The organism is Aeoliella mucimassa, from assembly GCF_007748035.1.
Classification (GTDB): Bacteria; Planctomycetota; Planctomycetia; order Pirellulales; family Lacipirellulaceae; genus Aeoliella; species Aeoliella mucimassa.
This window is the reverse complement of record NZ_CP036278.1, coordinates 3,207,728-3,224,392: the sequence shown is the minus strand read 5'-3', so window position 1 is coordinate 3,224,392 and position 16,665 is coordinate 3,207,728. Positions and strand designations below refer to the sequence as shown.

15 protein-coding genes are annotated in these 16,665 nt (G+C 58.5%); 4 read left to right on the top strand and 11 right to left on the bottom strand.

The window, feature by feature from the left end; genetic code table 11:
- Positions 1 to 7 precede the first annotated feature (7 nt).
- The 7 genes from Pan181_RS12975 to Pan181_RS12945 all read right to left on the bottom strand — a co-directional run bounded on the left by Pan181_RS12975 (position 8) and on the right by Pan181_RS12945 (position 6,032).
- On the bottom strand, positions 8 to 325 hold the full coding sequence (locus tag Pan181_RS12975; protein WP_145247239.1) for a metal-sulfur cluster assembly factor: 318 nt from the start codon (positions 323 to 325) through the stop codon (positions 8 to 10).
- 121 nt (positions 326 to 446) lie between these two features.
- Positions 447 to 767, bottom strand: a complete 321-nt coding sequence (locus Pan181_RS12970) for a non-heme iron oxygenase ferredoxin subunit (protein ID WP_145247238.1) — start codon at positions 765 to 767, stop codon at positions 447 to 449.
- Positions 768 to 773: 6 nt separating this feature from the next.
- Positions 774 to 2,117 carry a Fe-S cluster assembly protein SufD gene (gene sufD, locus Pan181_RS12965; RefSeq protein ID WP_145247237.1) on the bottom strand — a complete coding sequence of 448 codons (1,344 nt, stop codon included), beginning with the start codon at positions 2,115 to 2,117 and terminating at the stop codon, positions 774 to 776.
- A gap of 151 nt (positions 2,118 to 2,268) precedes the next feature.
- Positions 2,269 to 3,684: a Fe-S cluster assembly protein SufB gene (gene sufB, locus Pan181_RS12960; RefSeq protein ID WP_145247236.1), complete on the bottom strand. Its 1,416-nt coding sequence runs from the start codon at positions 3,682 to 3,684 to the stop codon at positions 2,269 to 2,271.
- Positions 3,685 to 3,801: 117 nt separating this feature from the next.
- Positions 3,802 to 4,617 (bottom strand): Fe-S cluster assembly ATPase SufC, encoded by an 816-nt coding sequence (sufC, locus tag Pan181_RS12955; RefSeq protein WP_145247235.1) that lies wholly within the window; start codon positions 4,615 to 4,617, stop codon positions 3,802 to 3,804.
- An 86-nt stretch (positions 4,618 to 4,703) separates the two neighbouring features.
- Positions 4,704 to 5,300 (bottom strand): NADH-quinone oxidoreductase subunit B, encoded by a 597-nt coding sequence (locus tag Pan181_RS12950; protein WP_145247234.1) that lies wholly within the window; start codon positions 5,298 to 5,300, stop codon positions 4,704 to 4,706.
- A gap of 66 nt (positions 5,301 to 5,366) precedes the next feature.
- Positions 5,367 to 6,032 (bottom strand): helix-turn-helix transcriptional regulator, encoded by a 666-nt coding sequence (locus tag Pan181_RS12945; protein ID WP_145247233.1) that lies wholly within the window; start codon positions 6,030 to 6,032, stop codon positions 5,367 to 5,369.
- 305 nt (positions 6,033 to 6,337) lie between these two features.
- Here Pan181_RS12945 and Pan181_RS12940 point away from each other — a divergent pair, with 305 nt between their 5' ends.
- Positions 6,338 to 8,023, top strand: coding sequence for an alanine/glycine:cation symporter family protein (locus Pan181_RS12940; protein ID WP_145247232.1), 1,686 nt, complete (start codon positions 6,338 to 6,340; stop codon positions 8,021 to 8,023).
- Here the strand turns inward: Pan181_RS12940 and dusB are convergent.
- The 3 genes from dusB to Pan181_RS12925 all read right to left on the bottom strand — a co-directional run bounded on the left by dusB (position 8,020) and on the right by Pan181_RS12925 (position 11,720).
- The gene (gene dusB / locus Pan181_RS12935) at positions 8,020 to 9,087 is read right to left on the bottom strand and encodes a tRNA dihydrouridine synthase DusB (protein WP_145247231.1); all 1,068 of its coding nucleotides are present in this window, start codon (positions 9,085 to 9,087) and stop codon (positions 8,020 to 8,022) included. The genes Pan181_RS12940 and dusB overlap by 4 nt on opposite strands.
- Before the next feature lie 25 nt (positions 9,088 to 9,112).
- A complete protein-coding gene (locus Pan181_RS12930; protein WP_145247230.1) occupies positions 9,113 to 10,606 on the bottom strand; it encodes a hypothetical protein in 1,494 nt (497 codons plus the stop codon).
- 79 nt (positions 10,607 to 10,685) lie between these two features.
- On the bottom strand, positions 10,686 to 11,720 hold the full coding sequence (locus Pan181_RS12925) for a serine/threonine-protein kinase (protein WP_231943832.1): 1,035 nt from the start codon (positions 11,718 to 11,720) through the stop codon (positions 10,686 to 10,688).
- 798 nt (positions 11,721 to 12,518) lie between these two features.
- Here Pan181_RS12925 and Pan181_RS12920 point away from each other — a divergent pair.
- From Pan181_RS12920 to Pan181_RS12910, 3 genes are read left to right on the top strand one after another with little or no spacing between them, the layout of a single operon-like run.
- The gene (locus Pan181_RS12920) at positions 12,519 to 13,676 is read left to right on the top strand and encodes an aminotransferase class I/II-fold pyridoxal phosphate-dependent enzyme (protein ID WP_197529224.1); all 1,158 of its coding nucleotides are present in this window, start codon (positions 12,519 to 12,521) and stop codon (positions 13,674 to 13,676) included.
- A complete protein-coding gene (locus Pan181_RS12915; RefSeq protein WP_145247228.1) occupies positions 13,673 to 14,464 on the top strand; it encodes an alpha/beta fold hydrolase in 792 nt (263 codons plus the stop codon). The genes Pan181_RS12920 and Pan181_RS12915 overlap by 4 nt, the downstream gene beginning before the upstream one ends.
- 46 nt (positions 14,465 to 14,510) lie before the next feature.
- Positions 14,511 to 15,233: a methyltransferase domain-containing protein gene (locus Pan181_RS12910; protein ID WP_231943861.1), complete on the top strand. Its 723-nt coding sequence runs from the start codon at positions 14,511 to 14,513 to the stop codon at positions 15,231 to 15,233.
- Positions 15,234 to 15,266: 33 nt separating this feature from the next.
- On the opposite strand, the gene Pan181_RS12905 is transcribed toward Pan181_RS12910, so the two are convergent.
- Positions 15,267 to 16,637 (bottom strand): serine/threonine-protein kinase, encoded by a 1,371-nt coding sequence (locus tag Pan181_RS12905; RefSeq protein ID WP_145247226.1) that lies wholly within the window; start codon positions 16,635 to 16,637, stop codon positions 15,267 to 15,269.
- Positions 16,638 to 16,665: the final 28 nt, after the last annotated feature.

Genomic DNA, 16,665 nt, shown 5'->3' with positions numbered 1-16,665 from the left:
CTCGAATCTAGAAAATGCCGAGTTGATCGCGGGCGTCTTCGGTCATGCGGTCTTGAGTCCAAGGAGGAGTCATCACGAGCTTGATTTCAACTTCGTCGACGCCATCAAGTTTCTCGACCGCATCTTTCGACTGAGCCATGAGCTGCGGCCCCGCCGGGCAGGCCGGACTCGTCATCGTCATGTCGACAGTTACATGGTTGGTGCCGTCTTCCTGCTCGTCTTGCTTAATCTCGTAAATCAGCCCCAGGTCTACGATGTTGACGAACAATTCGGGGTCGATCACTTGCTTCAGCGATTCGCGGATAAGGTCTTCGGCAATCGGCATGATAGATCCTGATGAATTGCGGTGCTCGTTTGCTTCCGCACCGGTGAATTGAGTTGTGGATGGAGTGGTCTAGCGACGCCCCGCTAGCAGAGGGATTGCTGCCACAACTGACCTGGGCAAACTAATCTGCCAAGCGTACGTAAACTTGGCCACCTTCCACTTTCACTTCGTGTGCTTTCGTGGCTTTGGTGGCCGGCATGGTTTTCGCCGCCCCCGTGGCTAGGTCGAACTTCGCTCCATGGCGTGGGCAGGCAATCGTGCAACCTTCCGGGTCGATGGCCCCATCGCTCAGCGGACCACCGTCGTGGGTGCAAACATCGTCGAGGGCAAAAAAGTTGCCACCCGCGTGCACCAACACGACCAGTTGATCGTCAACTTCTACCAACTGCCGATCGGGATCGGCGAAACTATCCACGCTGGCTACCGAAACAAAGTCTGACATCGAGTGCTATCCTTCAAGCTGCGGCGCGGCAGCACTGTCCAAGTCTTGCACCCGCCGTGCAATGGCGTCGCCCAAGGCATTACGAACCGACTCAATCGTAATCCGATCGAACACTTGTTGGAAGAAGCCAGCTACGATCAAGCGAATCGCTTCGGTGCGGGTGTAGCCGCGAGTCATCGCGTAGAACACCTGCTGCTCATCCACACGACCCGAGGTGCTACCATGGGTGCAACGGACGTCGTCGGCTTCGATCTCCAGCCCCGGAATCGAGTCGGCGCGGGCGGTCGAAGCCAGCATCAGGTTGTCGTTGCGTTGGTAAGCGTCGGTGCGTTGAGCCGCAACATCGACCTTGATCATGCCACGCCAGACAGTACGCGAGCGGTCTTGCAGAGCCGACTTGTAAAGCAAGTCGCTGCGGCAGTACGGAGCCATGTGATGCTGATGGGTATTGTACGACAGGTGCTGACGTCCCTCAGTGAACATAACGCCGTTGACCTGAATATCGGCATCGGGGCCGGTCAGGGCAACTTGCTGGTTCACCTTGGCCAGCTTGCTGCCGAGCGCGCCGATGGTCCACTGTAGCGAACCATTGCGATCGACCGTCGCTCGTTGATGGGCGAAATGCCAGACATTGTGCGACCAGTTCTGCAAATTCACATATCGCAGCTTGGCGTTGGGCTCCACGATCAGCTCGATCGAACCGCAGTGTAATCCGCCCGCGGTCGGGGAGGTACTGGCGGTTTCGGTCAGCAGTGTTGCTTCGGCACCGTCGTCAAGAATCACCAAAGTCTTGGAAAGGTCGGTGCCGCCATCGCCGAGTGCGGACAGGGCGTGTAGCGGTTCCGAAATAGCGACTCCCTTCGGCACGTAAAGCAGCGTGCCGCCGCTCCAGCAGGCTGCGTGCAAGGCAGCGAACTTATCCTTGGCGGGATCGACCACGTGACGTTCGAAGAACGGCCGCAGCAAATCGGCGTACTCGCACACCAGACGATCGAGGCTACCGAACAGCACACCAGTACTGGCGAGCGAGTCCGACAACGAATCACTCGCGGCCTGGCTGTTATAACCAACCAGCTGCCCCCCCAGGTCGACGTCGTGCGTCAGCAAGCCGGGATTCAGCGATGGGGCTTCGGTCGGCTCGATCGGCAACGCAAACTTGTTCAAGTGGAACATGCGAATATCGGTACGCATCCACTCTTCATCGTTGCGGGCAGGCCAGTCGAGCTGCTCAAAACGATCCCAAGCCTGGCGACGCATGTCGACCAGCCAGGCCGGTTCGTTGGGGCGAGCCGCGAGGAACGCCTCGAAGTCAGTCTTGGTAAAACCTTGGATTTCCAATGCAGCAGTCATTCGTGTCTGGTGAAACCTTCGTTAGGTGGGTTGTCTGGATCGGTGGCAGAGAGCGGTTGGCACTGCAGGGGATCGTCTATCAACGAACCAACGGTAGCACGACTAAACCACGTAACGCCAAGTGCAGGAGGGATTCGCGAAGCAGGTGCGATTAGCCCACACTGCCTTCCATTTGCAGTTCGATCAGGCGGTTCATTTCCACTGCGTACTCCATCGGCAGTTCCTTGATCAACGGCTCGATAAAGCCACTAACGATCATCGAGCTTGCTTCCGCTTCGGTCAAACCACGGCTCATCAGGTAGAACAGTTGCTCTTCGCCGATGCGCGAAACGCTTGCTTCGTGCTCGATCTGAACTTGCTGTTCTTCGACTTCAATGTAGGGATAGGTATCGCTGCGGCTGTCGGGATCGAGAATCAACGCGTCGCAAACCACGTTGCTCTTGGAGTTGATCGCTCCATCTTCGACTTTGCAGAGACCGCGATAGCTGCTGCGGCCGCCGTTCTTGCTGATACTCTTCGAAATGATTCGGCCCGAGGTGTTTGGAGCACAGTGCACGAGCTTGGCACCCGCGTCCTGATGCTGCCCCTTGGAAGCAAACGCGATCGAGAGGATCTCGCCGCGAGCACCGGGCTCCATCATGTAGACCGCAGGGTACTTCATGGTCAGCTGGCTACCGAGGTTGCCGTCGATCCATTCCATCAACGCGTTTTCATAGGCCATGGCCCGCTTGGTGACCAGGTTGTAGATGTTGTTGGCCCAGTTCTGAATGGTCGTGTAACGGCAGCGACCATTCTTCTTCACCATGATCTCGACCACGGCCGAGTGCAGACTTTCGGTCGAGTACATCGGCGCGGTGCAACCTTCCACGTAGTGCACCTCGGCCCCTTCGTCGACGATGATCAGCGTCCGCTCGAACTGGCCCATGCTCTCGGCATTAATGCGGAAGTAAGCCTGAAGCGGGAAGTCGATCTTCACTCCGGGAGGAACATAGATGAACGAACCGCCTGACCATACGGCCGAGTTGAGCGCGGCGAACTTGTTGTCTTCCGGCGGAATGATCTTGCCGAAGTACTCGCGTAGTAACTCGGGATGCTCCCGAACTGCGGTATCGGTGTCGGTGAAGATCACGCCCTTCTTAGCGAGGTCTTCCTGCAACGAGCCGTAAACCACTTCGCTCTCAAACTGGGCTTTCACGCCAGCCAGGAACTTGCGTTCCGCTTCGGGAATGCCGAGCTTATCGAACGTGTCTTTGATTTCTTGAGGAACGTCGTCCCAGGTCTTGCCTTGCCCATCGGTCGGCTTCAGGTAGTAATAGACATCTTGGAAGTCGAGTTTGATGTTGCCACCCCAATTCGGCATCGGCTTCGACTCGAAAATATCGAGCGAGTCGAGGCGGAACTTCCGCATCCAGTCGGGCTCGTTCTTGAGCGCCGAGATTTGCTCGACCACTTCACGATCAAGACCCTTGCGAGCCTTAAACACTCCGGTGGTTTGCGTGATGAAGTCGTACTTATTAATTTCGCCAATCACAGGCTGTTCGATGGGGGTAGCTACGTCTGTGGACATAATCTGTCTTTCGCTTGGCGTTTGGGTCGCCGAATAGTCTAGGTAGGGAAGCAGGTGAAAGGCCGCGAGGGCACTTCACCACCTAATAGGTATGACCAAAAAACAAGGGCGTTGAGATTAGGCCGTGGCCTGCTCTTCGGACAACTCGGCATCGAGGGCAGCCGCTTCGGGGTAAGCAGCACGAATCCGATCGTAACCCTCGGTGTACAATTCGCGAGCGAGTTCCACGCCGCCGGTTTCGACGATCCGGCCACCCATCATCACGTGGGTGAAATTGGGCGTGTTGTTTTCCAGCAGCTTGTCGTGGTGGGTAATGATCAGGATGCCCATCTCGGCACCGCCAATCTCGGCGATACTTTGGCTGGCGAGCTTCACCGCGTCGACATCCAGACCGCTATCAGTCTCGTCGAGAATGGCAAACTTGGGACGCAGCATCGCCAGCTGCAGAATCTCAGCACGCTTCATCTCGCCGCCGGAGAAGCCATCGTTCACATAGCGACGCGCGAACTCTTCGTCCATGCGAAGCTGCGACATCTTGTCTTTCAGTTCCCGGCGAAACTCACGCATCGGGATCAGGTCTTCGCCTTCCTTGCGGTTCGGATTGCGAACGTTGGTAGCCGCGTGACGCAGGAAGTCGGCCATCTTCACGCCGGGTATCGACATCGGGCGTTGGAAGGCCATGAACACACCAGCGCGGGCACGCTCCGAGGCATCCATTTCCAGGAGATCTGCGCCATCAATTTCAATCGAGCCACCGGTTACTTCGTAACTGGGGTGCCCCATGATGGCGTTACCAAGCGTGCTCTTGCCCGAACCATTGGGGCCCATCAACGCGTGGGTTTCGCCACGCTGAATCGTCAGGTTCACACCTCGCAGGATCGGCTTACCCTCAACGGCAACATGCAAATCGGTAATTTTCAGCGTTTCACTCATAAAAGTCTTTGTCTTTCGAAGTTTCGCTTCGGTGCGTAGGTAGTAAGAATAAGAATGTGCAAACGTAATTAGATAGATTCGATCGGCTAGCTGGTGACTTTTTGATGCTCACGCATCGGCTCGCCGTCGGCAGGAGCGCTGACGTAACCCGAGTGGTGAGGAATCGGCAATTCGTCGTTCAGCTTGCCCGAACCGTTCTTGGCGATTCGGTGACCGTTGATCTTGTCTTGGATCCGCATGAGCCCTTCGAGCAAGGCCTCGGGGCGGGGAGGGCAGCCTGGCACGTACACATCGACCGGCACCACCAGGTCGACCCCCTTCACAACGTGGTATCCATACTTGAAGTAAGGACCACCACCCACGGTGCACGCTCCCATGGCAATCACGAACTTGGGATCGGGCATCAAGTTATAGAGTCGGCGGACTCGACTGGCCATTTTGTAAGTCACGGTTCCTGCTACGATCATCAGGTCGGCTTGACGCGGGGTCGCACGAAACGCCCCAGCGCCGAAGCGGTCCATATCGAACCGGCCCGCACCCGCAGCCATCATTTCAATGGCACAACAGGCCAGGCCGAACGTCATCGGCCAAATGCTCGACTGACGCGCCCAGTTAATGGCTTGCTCCACCGTGGTGGTAACAACGCCTTCCTCAAAACGGCCTTCAATCCATGGCTCGTGCATTGCAGTATCTTCGGTTGTATCTTTTGTCTTGGTGTCGGTGGTAACCAGCAGTCTGGCGACCTGTAGTTAGTTCTCTTCGGGCAGTGGATCGCTTAGAGAGTCGTCGCCTGCACGACTCGGTTCGAACGAACAGCAACTGTCGCCTTGAGGGCGGCACCCGGAGAGCTTGAGCGATTCACCAAGCACCTCGGAAAAAAGCATTCGTTCCATTGCACAGATGCTCTTGTCCTGCTCCACGAGTTCAGGATAGGGACAGGCCATGGCCGTGAGCACTGGCAGCTCATCCGATTTCATTTCGACTTCAAAAGGAATCCGCCGTTGCTGCATCATCTGAGCGAGATTTTGCATCTTCTCTCCCAGCGTTGCGCCCGACAATTCGCCGGCCCGCGATGCTAGTTGAGTCGCAATCCGCTTGAGCAACCCGGCCTGGATTTCCGGATCTTCGATAGCACGAATCTCCGCCCAGAGCACGTCGACCAAATCGGCGTAGTTGTTTCCGCTGGTTCGCCTTCCCTTTTCGGTCAGCTGGTACGAGTGACGCGGACGTCCACGACCTCGCCGCTCGGACTCTTCGCGAGTGATGAGACCATCGTCCATCAATCGCGTCAGCCGCTGCCGCACCGCCGTGGCCGTGACGCCGAGGGCGTCGACCAGTTCGGTGATCTCAACACTGCCACGCTTGCGTAGCAAGTTGAGCAGGGCGTCGTCAGAATCGAAAACGGTTGCAGACATACCCAATCGACCGGGGGGATAGAGGCGACGCTACCCAATATTGGTAGCATTCCATGCGTTACTGCTTATATGGTAAGGCTTTACCTATTATTGACAAGAAGGGGTTTGAAAAATAGCCCTGAATGTCTTCTATCGCCGCAAACTATTGAACCGTAACGGTTTATTGACTATAAGGCCTATCTTACCCCAATGATTTTATGCGTGACCCGTAACACGTTTCGGGTTTCCACGTATCAGGTTTTGGCGGGCGAGCTTGGCTCGCATTATTCAACAGGCGAATAATCACACCCTTACCGGATTCAGCGATGTTCTTGCGTAAGTACGCCTTTTGGCCCTTTTTTCTGGCTCTTTTCCTGCTCGTGGTAGCGGCAACCACCTCCACTACCGCCTGGGCTCAGGATGCCGAGCCTGGCACCACGGCCGAATCAGCCGACACCGACATTGCTGAAACCAGCTCTGAACCAACCGACTCAGAGGATACCCCAGAAGAGGGGTGGATTCGCAAGCTCGAACGCCAAATCGACCAATTCTTTGGAGTTCTTGTCAGTTATATGGTGGCGGTCCTGTTTTACGACTTTGGCACTTCTAATTGGCTAGGAACTTCGGTGCCGTTTGTTGTGGTTTGGCTGGCCGGTGGGGCCATCTTCCTGACCTTCCGCATGGGGTTTATCAACCTGCGGGCATTCGGGCACGCGATTCGAGTCACCAAGGGCGACTATGACGATCCCGACGATCCGGGCGAAGTCACCCACTTCCAAGCACTCACCTCCGCTTTGTCGGCAACCGTGGGTTTGGGCAACATCGCAGGTGTCGCCATCGCGGTTGGTACCGGCGGCCCTGGGGCTTTGTTCTGGATGATTGCAGCGGGCTTCTTCGGTATGACCAGCAAGTTCGTCGAGTGCACGCTCGGCCAGGCTTACCGCAAGGTGGAGCCCGATGGCCACGTGTCAGGCGGCCCAATGCGTTATTTGGATGTTGGTCTAAGCGAGATGGGACTCGGTGCGCTCGGCAAAGTGCTGTCGATCGTTTTTGCCCTGTTGTGCATCGGCGCCTCGTTCGGCGGTGGCTGTGCGTTCCAGGTCAATCAATCGATGAACCTGGTGAAGTCGCAATTGTCGATCGTCGACCAGTATGGCTGGATCTACGGTTTGGTCATGGTGGTCGCCGTGGGTATCGTGATCATCGGCGGCATTCGCCGAATCGCTGCGACCGCCGAGAAGATTGTACCGCTTATGTGCGGTGTCTATGTGCTTGCCTCGCTGGCGGTGTTGTTTCAGCACTACGATCGTATTCCATGGGCTTTCCAGCATATTTTCAGCGAGGCCTTCGAGCTCAAGAGTGCCTTTGGTGGCATGCTCGGCGTGATGGTCATCGGCATCAAGCGTTCCTCGTTCTCCAACGAGGCGGGCGTTGGTTCGGCGGCGATTGCCCACTCGGCAGCGAAGACTGACCACCCCATCCGCGAAGGTGTTGTCGCCTTGCTCGAACCCTTTATCGATACCATCGTCGTCTGCACGATGACCGGCTTGGTCATCATCATCTCGGGCGTTTACGATGCTGAGCAGTATCCCAAAGCTGCCGAGGCGATTGCTGCGAACGACGGAGCGGGCCTCACCAGCATGGCGTTTGAGCAAGTGATCTCATGGTTCCCCTACGTGCTTACCGTAGCGGTCGTGCTATTCGCCTACTCGACCATGATCTCCTGGTCGTACTATGGTGAACGATGCTTTACCTTCCTGTTCGGTCGCAAGTGGTCGCTGGCTTACCGCATCGCGTTCTTGTTCGCGGTGCTGCTCGGATCAGTGATCAAGGCAACGAACGTGCTCGACTTCAGCGATCTGATGATTCTCTCAATGGCCTTCCCCAACATGCTCGGCTTGTTCCTGCTTAGCGGTAAAGTAAAACGCTTGCTCGACGACTACTGGACCACGCTGAAAACGGGTGGCTTCGCCAGCGAAGAGCATCACGGCAAACCGCGTGGGGCCAACTAGCTGGCCATCGCGTCGACCAGATCGCGCGGAAAGAACTCCGTCACCACCGCCTGAAACTCTTCGGGCGTGGTGACCCGGGCGACGTGTTTGCGGAAGTCGCGGGCGCCGCGGCGGCCTTGGGCGTAGCAGCACGCGAACTTACGCATTAGCACGGTACCCTTCTCGGGCCCGAATCGCTCGCAGACCAAGCGGTAATGATGCAGCATCAACTCACGCTGCTCGCTGAGCGTCGGCTCTTCGGGCACTGGCTCGCCGCGCAGCGCGGCAGCCGCATGGGCGAAGAGCCACGGCTTGTTCAAACACGCGCGGGCGATCATCACCGCGTCGATATCGTATCGCTCGAACGCGCTGACCACCTTCGCAGCGGTGTCGAGGTCGCCGTTGCCGATCAGCGGAATTCGCTTGAGATACGGCTTGATCGCCGATATTTTGTCCCAGTCGGCTTCACCGCGGAACATATCGGCCGCAGTACGACCATGCACCGTTAACGCGGCCGCACCGGCCCCCTCGACCACCTGGGCGATGTCGATCGCGTTGATCTTGTCGCGGGTGCAGCCGAGGCGAATCTTGGCCGTTACCGGCGTCGGATGACAAGCGGCGACCACCTGCTCGATGATCTGCCCCATCCGCTCGGGCTGGCTAAGTAGGTACGAGCCGCTATGGGCCTTCTGAGTGACCTGGCGTACTGGGCAGCCAAAATTGATGTCCACGACGCTTACACCATACTCGGTGGCCAGCCGATGACCGACTTTCGCAAGCGTTGGGGGATCGTTGTCCCAGATCTGCACCGCCAGCGGGCGGGGTTCGTCGGCGACGCCCCACAGCCGGTCGGGATGAGTGGCCTCCTGCTCGTCGAGCCACACAAAGCCCTTAGCGTTGACCATTTCAGTCGCAATCAGGCCGGCTCCGCCGAACTCTCGAACAATTTGGCGGAACGGGTAGTTCGTGAAGCCCGCCATCGGTGCCGCCAGAATCGGCGGGTCGATCTTCAGATCGCCGATCCAAATGGGGGCCGCCAACGGCTTGGGGGAATCGCTATTGGTAGTGGTAGTATCGAAACTCATACCCCTCAGGTTACTTAAGTTCAGCCTAATTCGCGAGATCCGGCAGCGTCGTATTGCGGAGAAGCACCGACGATTCGCCCGGCTCCAACTGACTGGGCATGGCTTGGGCTCCCCCTGCGGGAACCACTCCCTGCTCGGGATTCGCCGGATCTTGCTCGTCGCCGGTGGGGACCACGCCCGAGTCGAACGTGGGGGAGAGATCCATCGAAGGATCTTGCGACGGCTCGCGGAACGTGGGCTGAGGACTCGTTTCCGATCGGCGATTATCGGCAGGCAGCTGTGGTGCTGCAGAGCGACTGGCCGTGGTCAGCTCGGTCTTAATTAGCATGGCCACCAGGCGTTCCGAACGCAGATTGCCAGGGCGGGCCAGCTCGGTATAGCGGGTGATCCGCTTGTTGTAGTCACGAGTGATCTGCACAAACGCCCGCCGGCTGTAGGCCAGTAGTTTGAGCGATTTCACGATGCCCTCGCCTTGGTCGTTTGCCGGGCGCGAGGCTACGGTCACGTACCAGTCTTCGGCTTCGGCTACCCCTTCGGCGGCGTAAATCAACTCGGCATGTCGCAACGGCAGCAACCGGTTCAGCTCCGCGGCTTCCGGCGATCCGCCACCAGCGAAAGTCTGCTCGTAGCGTGTGCTGTACTCGCCAACCAGCGGCAGGTCGCCAGGAAGCGGCAGCGAGTTCATGTCGCGATGCATCATCGCGGCGAGTCGCAACTGGGTCGCCCGAGCTGCTGACAACGCCGATTCGCGGCGAGTCTCCGTTAGACGGCGCGCCTCGGCCAGCGGAGCCCCCGCTTGAGTCGACTGCGCGAGTCGCTCCAGTTCGGTTTGCTCGAACAAGCTCAGGTAGTAATCGGAGACCGAACTGCAAAGATCCCAGTAAGCAGCAATGCTCTCCGACTGGGTTTCGCGGGAGTTGCTTGCTTCGATCACGTCCTGCAGAGTCACCGGCACGCCGGTCAGTTGCGAGTTCGCTGGCCGCTTGAGCGCGTCCTTAATCAAGCTTTCCGCGTACTTCACTTGCACACTCGAGCTGGAAGTCGTCCCTGTGGAAGAGCTATCGAGATTGATGCTATCGAGCGACGCAGCCCCGGCCGGCGTTGCGTAGCGGCTCGGTGGGTTCGGATTCGCTGCCGGACGCGACGCGGGTGCCCGCCCTGTGGGGGCCGACGCTGGCGGGTTCTGACGCAGTGGATTGGCTGCTCCGCCGCCTGCTCCCGCTCCAGGATTGCCAGCCGTATTGGGATTCGCTGCGGTCGGGCGAGTCGTGGCGGGCGGTTGCGACGCAGCCCCACCAGCAGGGTTTGAGCCCGAAATCGGAGGCACGTCGAGGCCGCCCATGCCGAAGTTCGTATCGATGCTCGGCAACAGCGAGTCGCCGCTGCCGCCGGAGAAGCCTTCCATCGGCGGTAAGCTAATCTCGCCAGCTCCGCTGCCTGCGGTATCTTGCGCAGAACTCCAGGTGGTGGTCGCCAGCAAACAGGCACACGCAGCACAGATTGTCCAAAAGCTTCGCATTATCGGGCTCCTTCCGTCGTCGAGCCTATTGCTCGGCAACAGGCGTAGGTAACGCACTTCGTCGATCGCCCGCGGAGCTTCAATCAAGCTCCTCAAGCCATACGCGAAGTTCGTTCTCGTACTCGCTGGCCAAGTCACCACGCACAAGGGTTCGCTCGAACTCGGCGATCCCGTCGTCGGACGTAATGGCCTCTTCGGCACTATCATATCGCAAAAGCGGGTCGGGCGAAGTCAGTCGTCGGCAAATCGCCATTAACAATTCGCTATGTCGCACTTCCGGCGGAACGATCTTCTCGAGTCGCTGCGGCAACGTCCGCTTGGCTTCGAGCATCGAAGCGTAGTCGCGAATGCCTGCGAACAGCGGGCGGCCCGAGAGCAGCTCGACCAGCACGTAACCGACACTTGCTAGGTCGCTACGGGGCGATACCGCTTCGCGTTCCAGAATCTCCGGCGCGGCATACTGCGGGGTACAGGTACGTTGGGGGGGAAGATTATCGAGTTCCACGGCCGAGCCGATGTCGATGATCTTTGCGTTACCAGTCCGCTTGATCATGATATTCGATGGCTTGATGTCGCCGTGGACGATGCCTTCGCGATGCAACGCGGCCAGACCGGCCAGCACTTCGTGCAGCACCGCGACCGCCATGCCTGGCTTCAGCCGCGGACGGACCGGCCCGCGGGTCACGATCACATTGTTGATGTACTCCCAGCGATCCCACTCCACCCGCTGGCGTGCCCGTTCGAGCATCGCAGGGGTCAGCAGGATGTCGAGGTCGTAACCATCGACCCACTCCATCTCGAGAATGCGGACCCGGTTACGTTCGATGAAGTTGTAAACGTCGAGCAGATTATCGTGCTGGATCTTCGACACATGGCAACCAACCTGGGCCATGCGACGCATCGCTTCCACGTAGTCCCGTTCGCACTCGTATCGCTCGGGCGAGAAGAACTTGAGGGCTACCGGCAACGTGAAACCATCGGAGCCACGACGCTCGCTCAGATAGACCTGTCCTTGGCCACCCGTACCGAGCAGACGGTTGAGCCGAAGGTGTTCGGTCCAACCTAATTTGCTGCGTCCAATGAGTTCGTTATACGAACGAAAAATCTCGTCCACTTCTTGTCCGGGCTTTGCATGTGCAGGCCCAACCGTCATCGCGGACTGCAAAATGGTGGTGCTGGAATCCATAAGTTGTCTAATACTCCGCCTGATAAGTCGCAGCGCCAGAACCTGAAGTACAGAAACTAGGCTTGGGCGTAAGGCCACTCCGTGCGTCAACAAGACAGCTTCCATACTCGCCGCGTTCACTCATTTTACTTTGCTCGAAACAAACCTGTCTAGCTGGAATTGTGACCCCCTCATCCATAAAGGCTAAAAATTGCGAAGGGATCACGCGCGGTGGGTGTCCACGCATTTTGCCAGCACACCCAAAGGGGCCAATTTGGGGGCAAAACGGTTTGTCCCCAATAAAACATCCGTGGGGGCAAAACAACCTTGCTTTGTACCCTCGGGCATTACGTAATGCCTGCATATCAAGGGTCTTTTGAGTGGGAGTGGGGGGTACCACAGTCAATAAAGCCCCAACTAGGGTGGTTAGGCGGATCAGGAAGCCGACGCGAACGCGCATGGTTCTATCACACGAGCCGTAGAGTCGGCTGCAGTTGTCCGAAATTCGGACTGCTGCCATCTTCAACGACTGGAGGCTTCCAAAGGTCACAAAATGAATTCATTCGATCCTGGCTCCTTATGTGTACATGCGAACATATCTATTAGATCACGACGGCCTACAGTTGCAAGCATTATTTTTGGCCACCTTGCTGGGCCGCTATCGCCATCCCCCCAGGCTTCCTATGTTTAAGGAAGGGCCGATTACCGGCGTTGTGTGCCTAGAAGTCGACGATGGTGGGCGGAAAAGTGCGATCCGAAAAGTGGATTTTAGATCAACTAGAGAAGCTCACCGCTGCGGGGCTTGAGCGCCGGACCGAGGTCTATCCCCCCAGCAAGGCGACGGCCGCTAACTTTTCATCGAACGACTATCTCAATCTCTCCGCCCATCCTGCGGTGCTTCAAGCTCAGCAGCAGGCGACCGCCGCGGGGAGTGGAGCCAGCCGCCTTGTCTCAGGCACCACCGAGGTCCATCAGCAATTCGAACAGCAGCTTGCCGAATACCTCGACAAACCAGCGGCGGTTATTTGCGGAGCCGGTTATCTGGCGAACGTGTCGATCCTCACCGCCTGGTTGCGACGGAGCGACACAGTATTTGCCGATCGCTTGGTGCACGCCAGCTTGATTGATGGCATCCAGTTGAGCATGGCCCAGCATCAGCGGTTTCGTCATAACGACCTCGATCACCTGGAGCAGTTGCTCACGAAACGCTCGGCGAATCGCCAGCCCGACGAGCGATGGCTGGTGGTGGTCGAGTCGATCTACAGCATGGATGGCGATCGAGCGCCGCTCGAAGCGATTGCCCCGCTCGCGGCCAAGTTCGATGCCGAATTGCTCGTGGACGAAGCCCACGCGCTCGGCGTGTTTGGTCCCGCAGGGCAGGGCGTTGCGGCCGAACTGGGCATCACCGATCAAGTTGGCATCCTCACCGGCACCCTCAGCAAGTCGTTCGGTAGCTACGGCGGTATCGTCGCGGGCTCCGAGTTATTGCGGCGACTGGTAGTGAATCGCGCGCGGCCATTTATTTACAACACGGGTCTGCCGCCCGGCGTGTTGCTGGCGGCCGGCGAGTCGCTGCGGTTGATGAAAGCCCACCCTGAGTTTGGCCCCCAGCTACTGGCGCTGGCCGATCACTTTCGCACGGAGCTTGAAAAGCAAGGTCTCACCGTCGGGCCTTCGACCAGTCAGATTGTGCCGGTCATGGTCGGCGACAACGAACTCGCCTTGGCTTTGGCCGAACGCTTGCAGACAGCAGGCACGTTCGTCAAAGCGATTCGTCCACCGACGGTTCCCGAAGGTACCGCGCGGCTGCGGTTCTCGATTACGCTCGCCCATCACGAAGCGTTGCTCACAAGCACCGCCGAGCAGGTAGGCCACGAAGCCCGCCAGTTAGGGCTGATCGAATGAGCAATCCGAACATCGTACTGATAAGTGGATGGGGGCAAACCTCCGAGCCGCTGGCCGAATTGGCGAACGAGCTTTCCGTGGTAGCTGAGGTTCAAACCACCAGCGTGTACCAGTTGGCCGAGAGCTGGCAGACCTCGTCGCGCCCGCTCGACGACCGATTACCTCCCACTGCGGTGAGTCTCTACGCCGAACAATTGCACGAGCAGTATCTGAAGGCCGAGCCGGTGATGCTCGTCGGCTGGTCGATGGGGGCGATGGTCGCCTTGGAGGCCGCCAACACGTATGCCGACCATGTTGAGCGGCTCGTGCTCGTTGGGGGATGCGCGTCGTTTTGCCAGCGGAAAGATGAGGTTGGACTGTACGAAGCAGGAGTAACCGAAGATTCTGTGGCCGAAATGATCGCCGGACTCAACGACGCACATAAGCGAACCTGCGAGCTGTTCCTGCGCAACGTCTACCGCCGGGCGATCGATAAACAGCAACTTGCCACGAAGGTGGGCGCGATGCTGCAGCTCGACGTAGCCCGCTTACAGCATGGGCTTCGGTACTTGCAGCAAGCCGATTTGCGGAGCCAGCTGAGCGGCATTCCACAACCAATGCTTTTGCTGCATGGATCCGCAGACCGCGTGGTCGATTCTCGAGCGGCGGGGTATCTGCAAGAACACCTTTCGCAAGTTAAACTAGAACTTTACCCGGACGGCACGCACGGCCTGTGCGAGCAATACCCCGCGGCAGTAGCAGAACAGATTCGAGGCTTTCTGGAGGATGGCGAGCAACCGCTCCATTGAACGGCATTTTTCTCGTGGCGCCCAAGCGTATCACGAGCTAGCCTTGGTGCAGCGCGCTGCTGCCGAAAAGCTGGCCGAAGCGATCGACCAACAGCAACTCGCCCCCGCTCGAGTGCTTGATCTCGCTTGTGGCACTGGCTTTCTCACCCGCATTATGGCGAACCGATTTCCCGATGCGCATGTCATCGGCATCGACCTATCGCCCGGCATGGTTCACGTGGCGACCGAGTTCCTCAGCGATTGCCCAAACGTCGAGCTGCACGTGGACGATGCCCTGCAGTACCAGTCGCCGGAGCCTTTTGACTTGATCGTCAGTAGCTCGTCGCTGCAGTGGTTGCGACCTTACGACCATTTGATGGCAAACCTGAAAGCGATGCTCACGCCTGATGGATGGACCTGCATGACTGCGATGCTGCAAGGCACCCTCGGTGAGTTGCATCAATTGCGTCGCGAATTGTTTGCCGACAAACTACCGAGCCAGTCGTTGCCACTGGCCGACGAATTGCTGCACGCGATGACGAACGCCGGCTTTGCGATAGAGCATCAAGAAGTCCACGAAGCGATGGAGTACTACGCGACCGCCCGCGAGTTCTTTGCTTCGATTCGTGCGCAAGGCTTCACGGGAGGTCCCTTGTCGCAAGGGGCTCAGCCTTTGACTCGTGGTGAGCTGCTGACATTGATCGAGACCTGTCAGCAGCGATATCTGACCGATGCGTGGGGAGTACCGGCCAGCTACTGCTACGGGGTGTTCGCCGCCCGTCAGCAGTAAGGCGGTCTAACCTAAAAGCCAACCGGGCGTCGCTCAGCTGAAGATTTCCCAGAGAATCGCTCCCACGACCCCCACTAAGGTGACCCCGCCGAGCACGACGCTGGCAATCACCATGCGGTTGATTCCCACTTCGACCGGGCGTTCTTCGATCTTGGGGATTTGAGTGGGAGCGTCGGGCGTGGTTTCGTCGGCGGCCGGATCGATCGGCGCAGTCCCTTGCGATCCTTGCTGCAAGTCGCCGATCGGGTCGTCCTCGTACGTCAGCGTATCCTCGAGGTGAGGGCTCGGCGATTCGTGGTTGTGGCGCTGCTCGCGAGGCTGCGTCGACACGGTGTGCACCGCGGTTCGCACCTCGGTAATCGCCTGCTCGGTGGCAAACTGCCTTAGCTTTTCGGCAACCGCACCTGCGGAAGGGGGACGCTGTTTGGGATCTTTCGACATCATCTGCGCGACGAGTTCGACGAACGCCTTTGGCAGGTCGGGCTGCAACTGCTGCGGCGGCAGCGGCGTTTCGTTTAGGTGTCGCTGCATCTTCTCAGCCGGGTTGCCACCGGGGAAAGGCACTTTGCCGGTAACCGCGTAGTAGAGCGTGCAGCCCATGGAGTAGACATCGCTCACCGGCACGATTCGCCCGGGCTCGCGGATGGTTTCGGGGGCCAGGTAGTCGGCCGTGCCGACGATCTTCAGGCGATCGCCTTGCTTGGCCGCGTGAATGTCGGCCTCCAAGTACCAGGCGAGTCCCAAGTCGATCAGCTTTACGACCGAGTCGGGCGTGACCAGGATGTTGCCCGGTTTGATGTCGCGATGTACCAGACCTCGGCGATGGGCGTGCTCCAAGCCTTCGGCCGCTTGTTGAAGAATGAGCGCGGCCGCCTGATAGCTTACCGGCCCGAGACGGCGGATGAGTTTTCGCAGGTCGGATCCAGGCACGAACTCGGTAACGAAAAAGTAGGTGTCCCCTTCGCGGTCGGCGTAATGCACCCGCACCAAATTCGGATGGTCGAGCTGCGCCTGGATGCGAATCTCATGGCGGAACTTGCTAATCGTGTCGGCCGTGGTCTTCTTGCGCGGCAGCACCTTGAGTGCTTCGATGCGGCCAAGGATTTCGTGTTCGGCTTTGAACACGTGTCCCATGCCGCCGCGACCGATGGCATCGAGAATGCGATACGGCCCCAGCGAGAACTTCGTGCGTCCAAGTTTGAGCTGCTCGACCTGCCAAGGATTGAGCAAATTTAGCTCGATCAATCGGCGGCCGATCGCTTCGTCGGACACCTCGCGAATGCTCACGCGGGTTTCGTCGCCATCGTCGCACGCCGAGACCCACGCCATGTGCAATTGCTCCGGCGAAACCAATCCGCTAGCAGCGGCGGCCTCGAGCAATACAGACTTGGCAGGAGCAGGCATGGGCAAACAATAACAGCCGACGAATTCC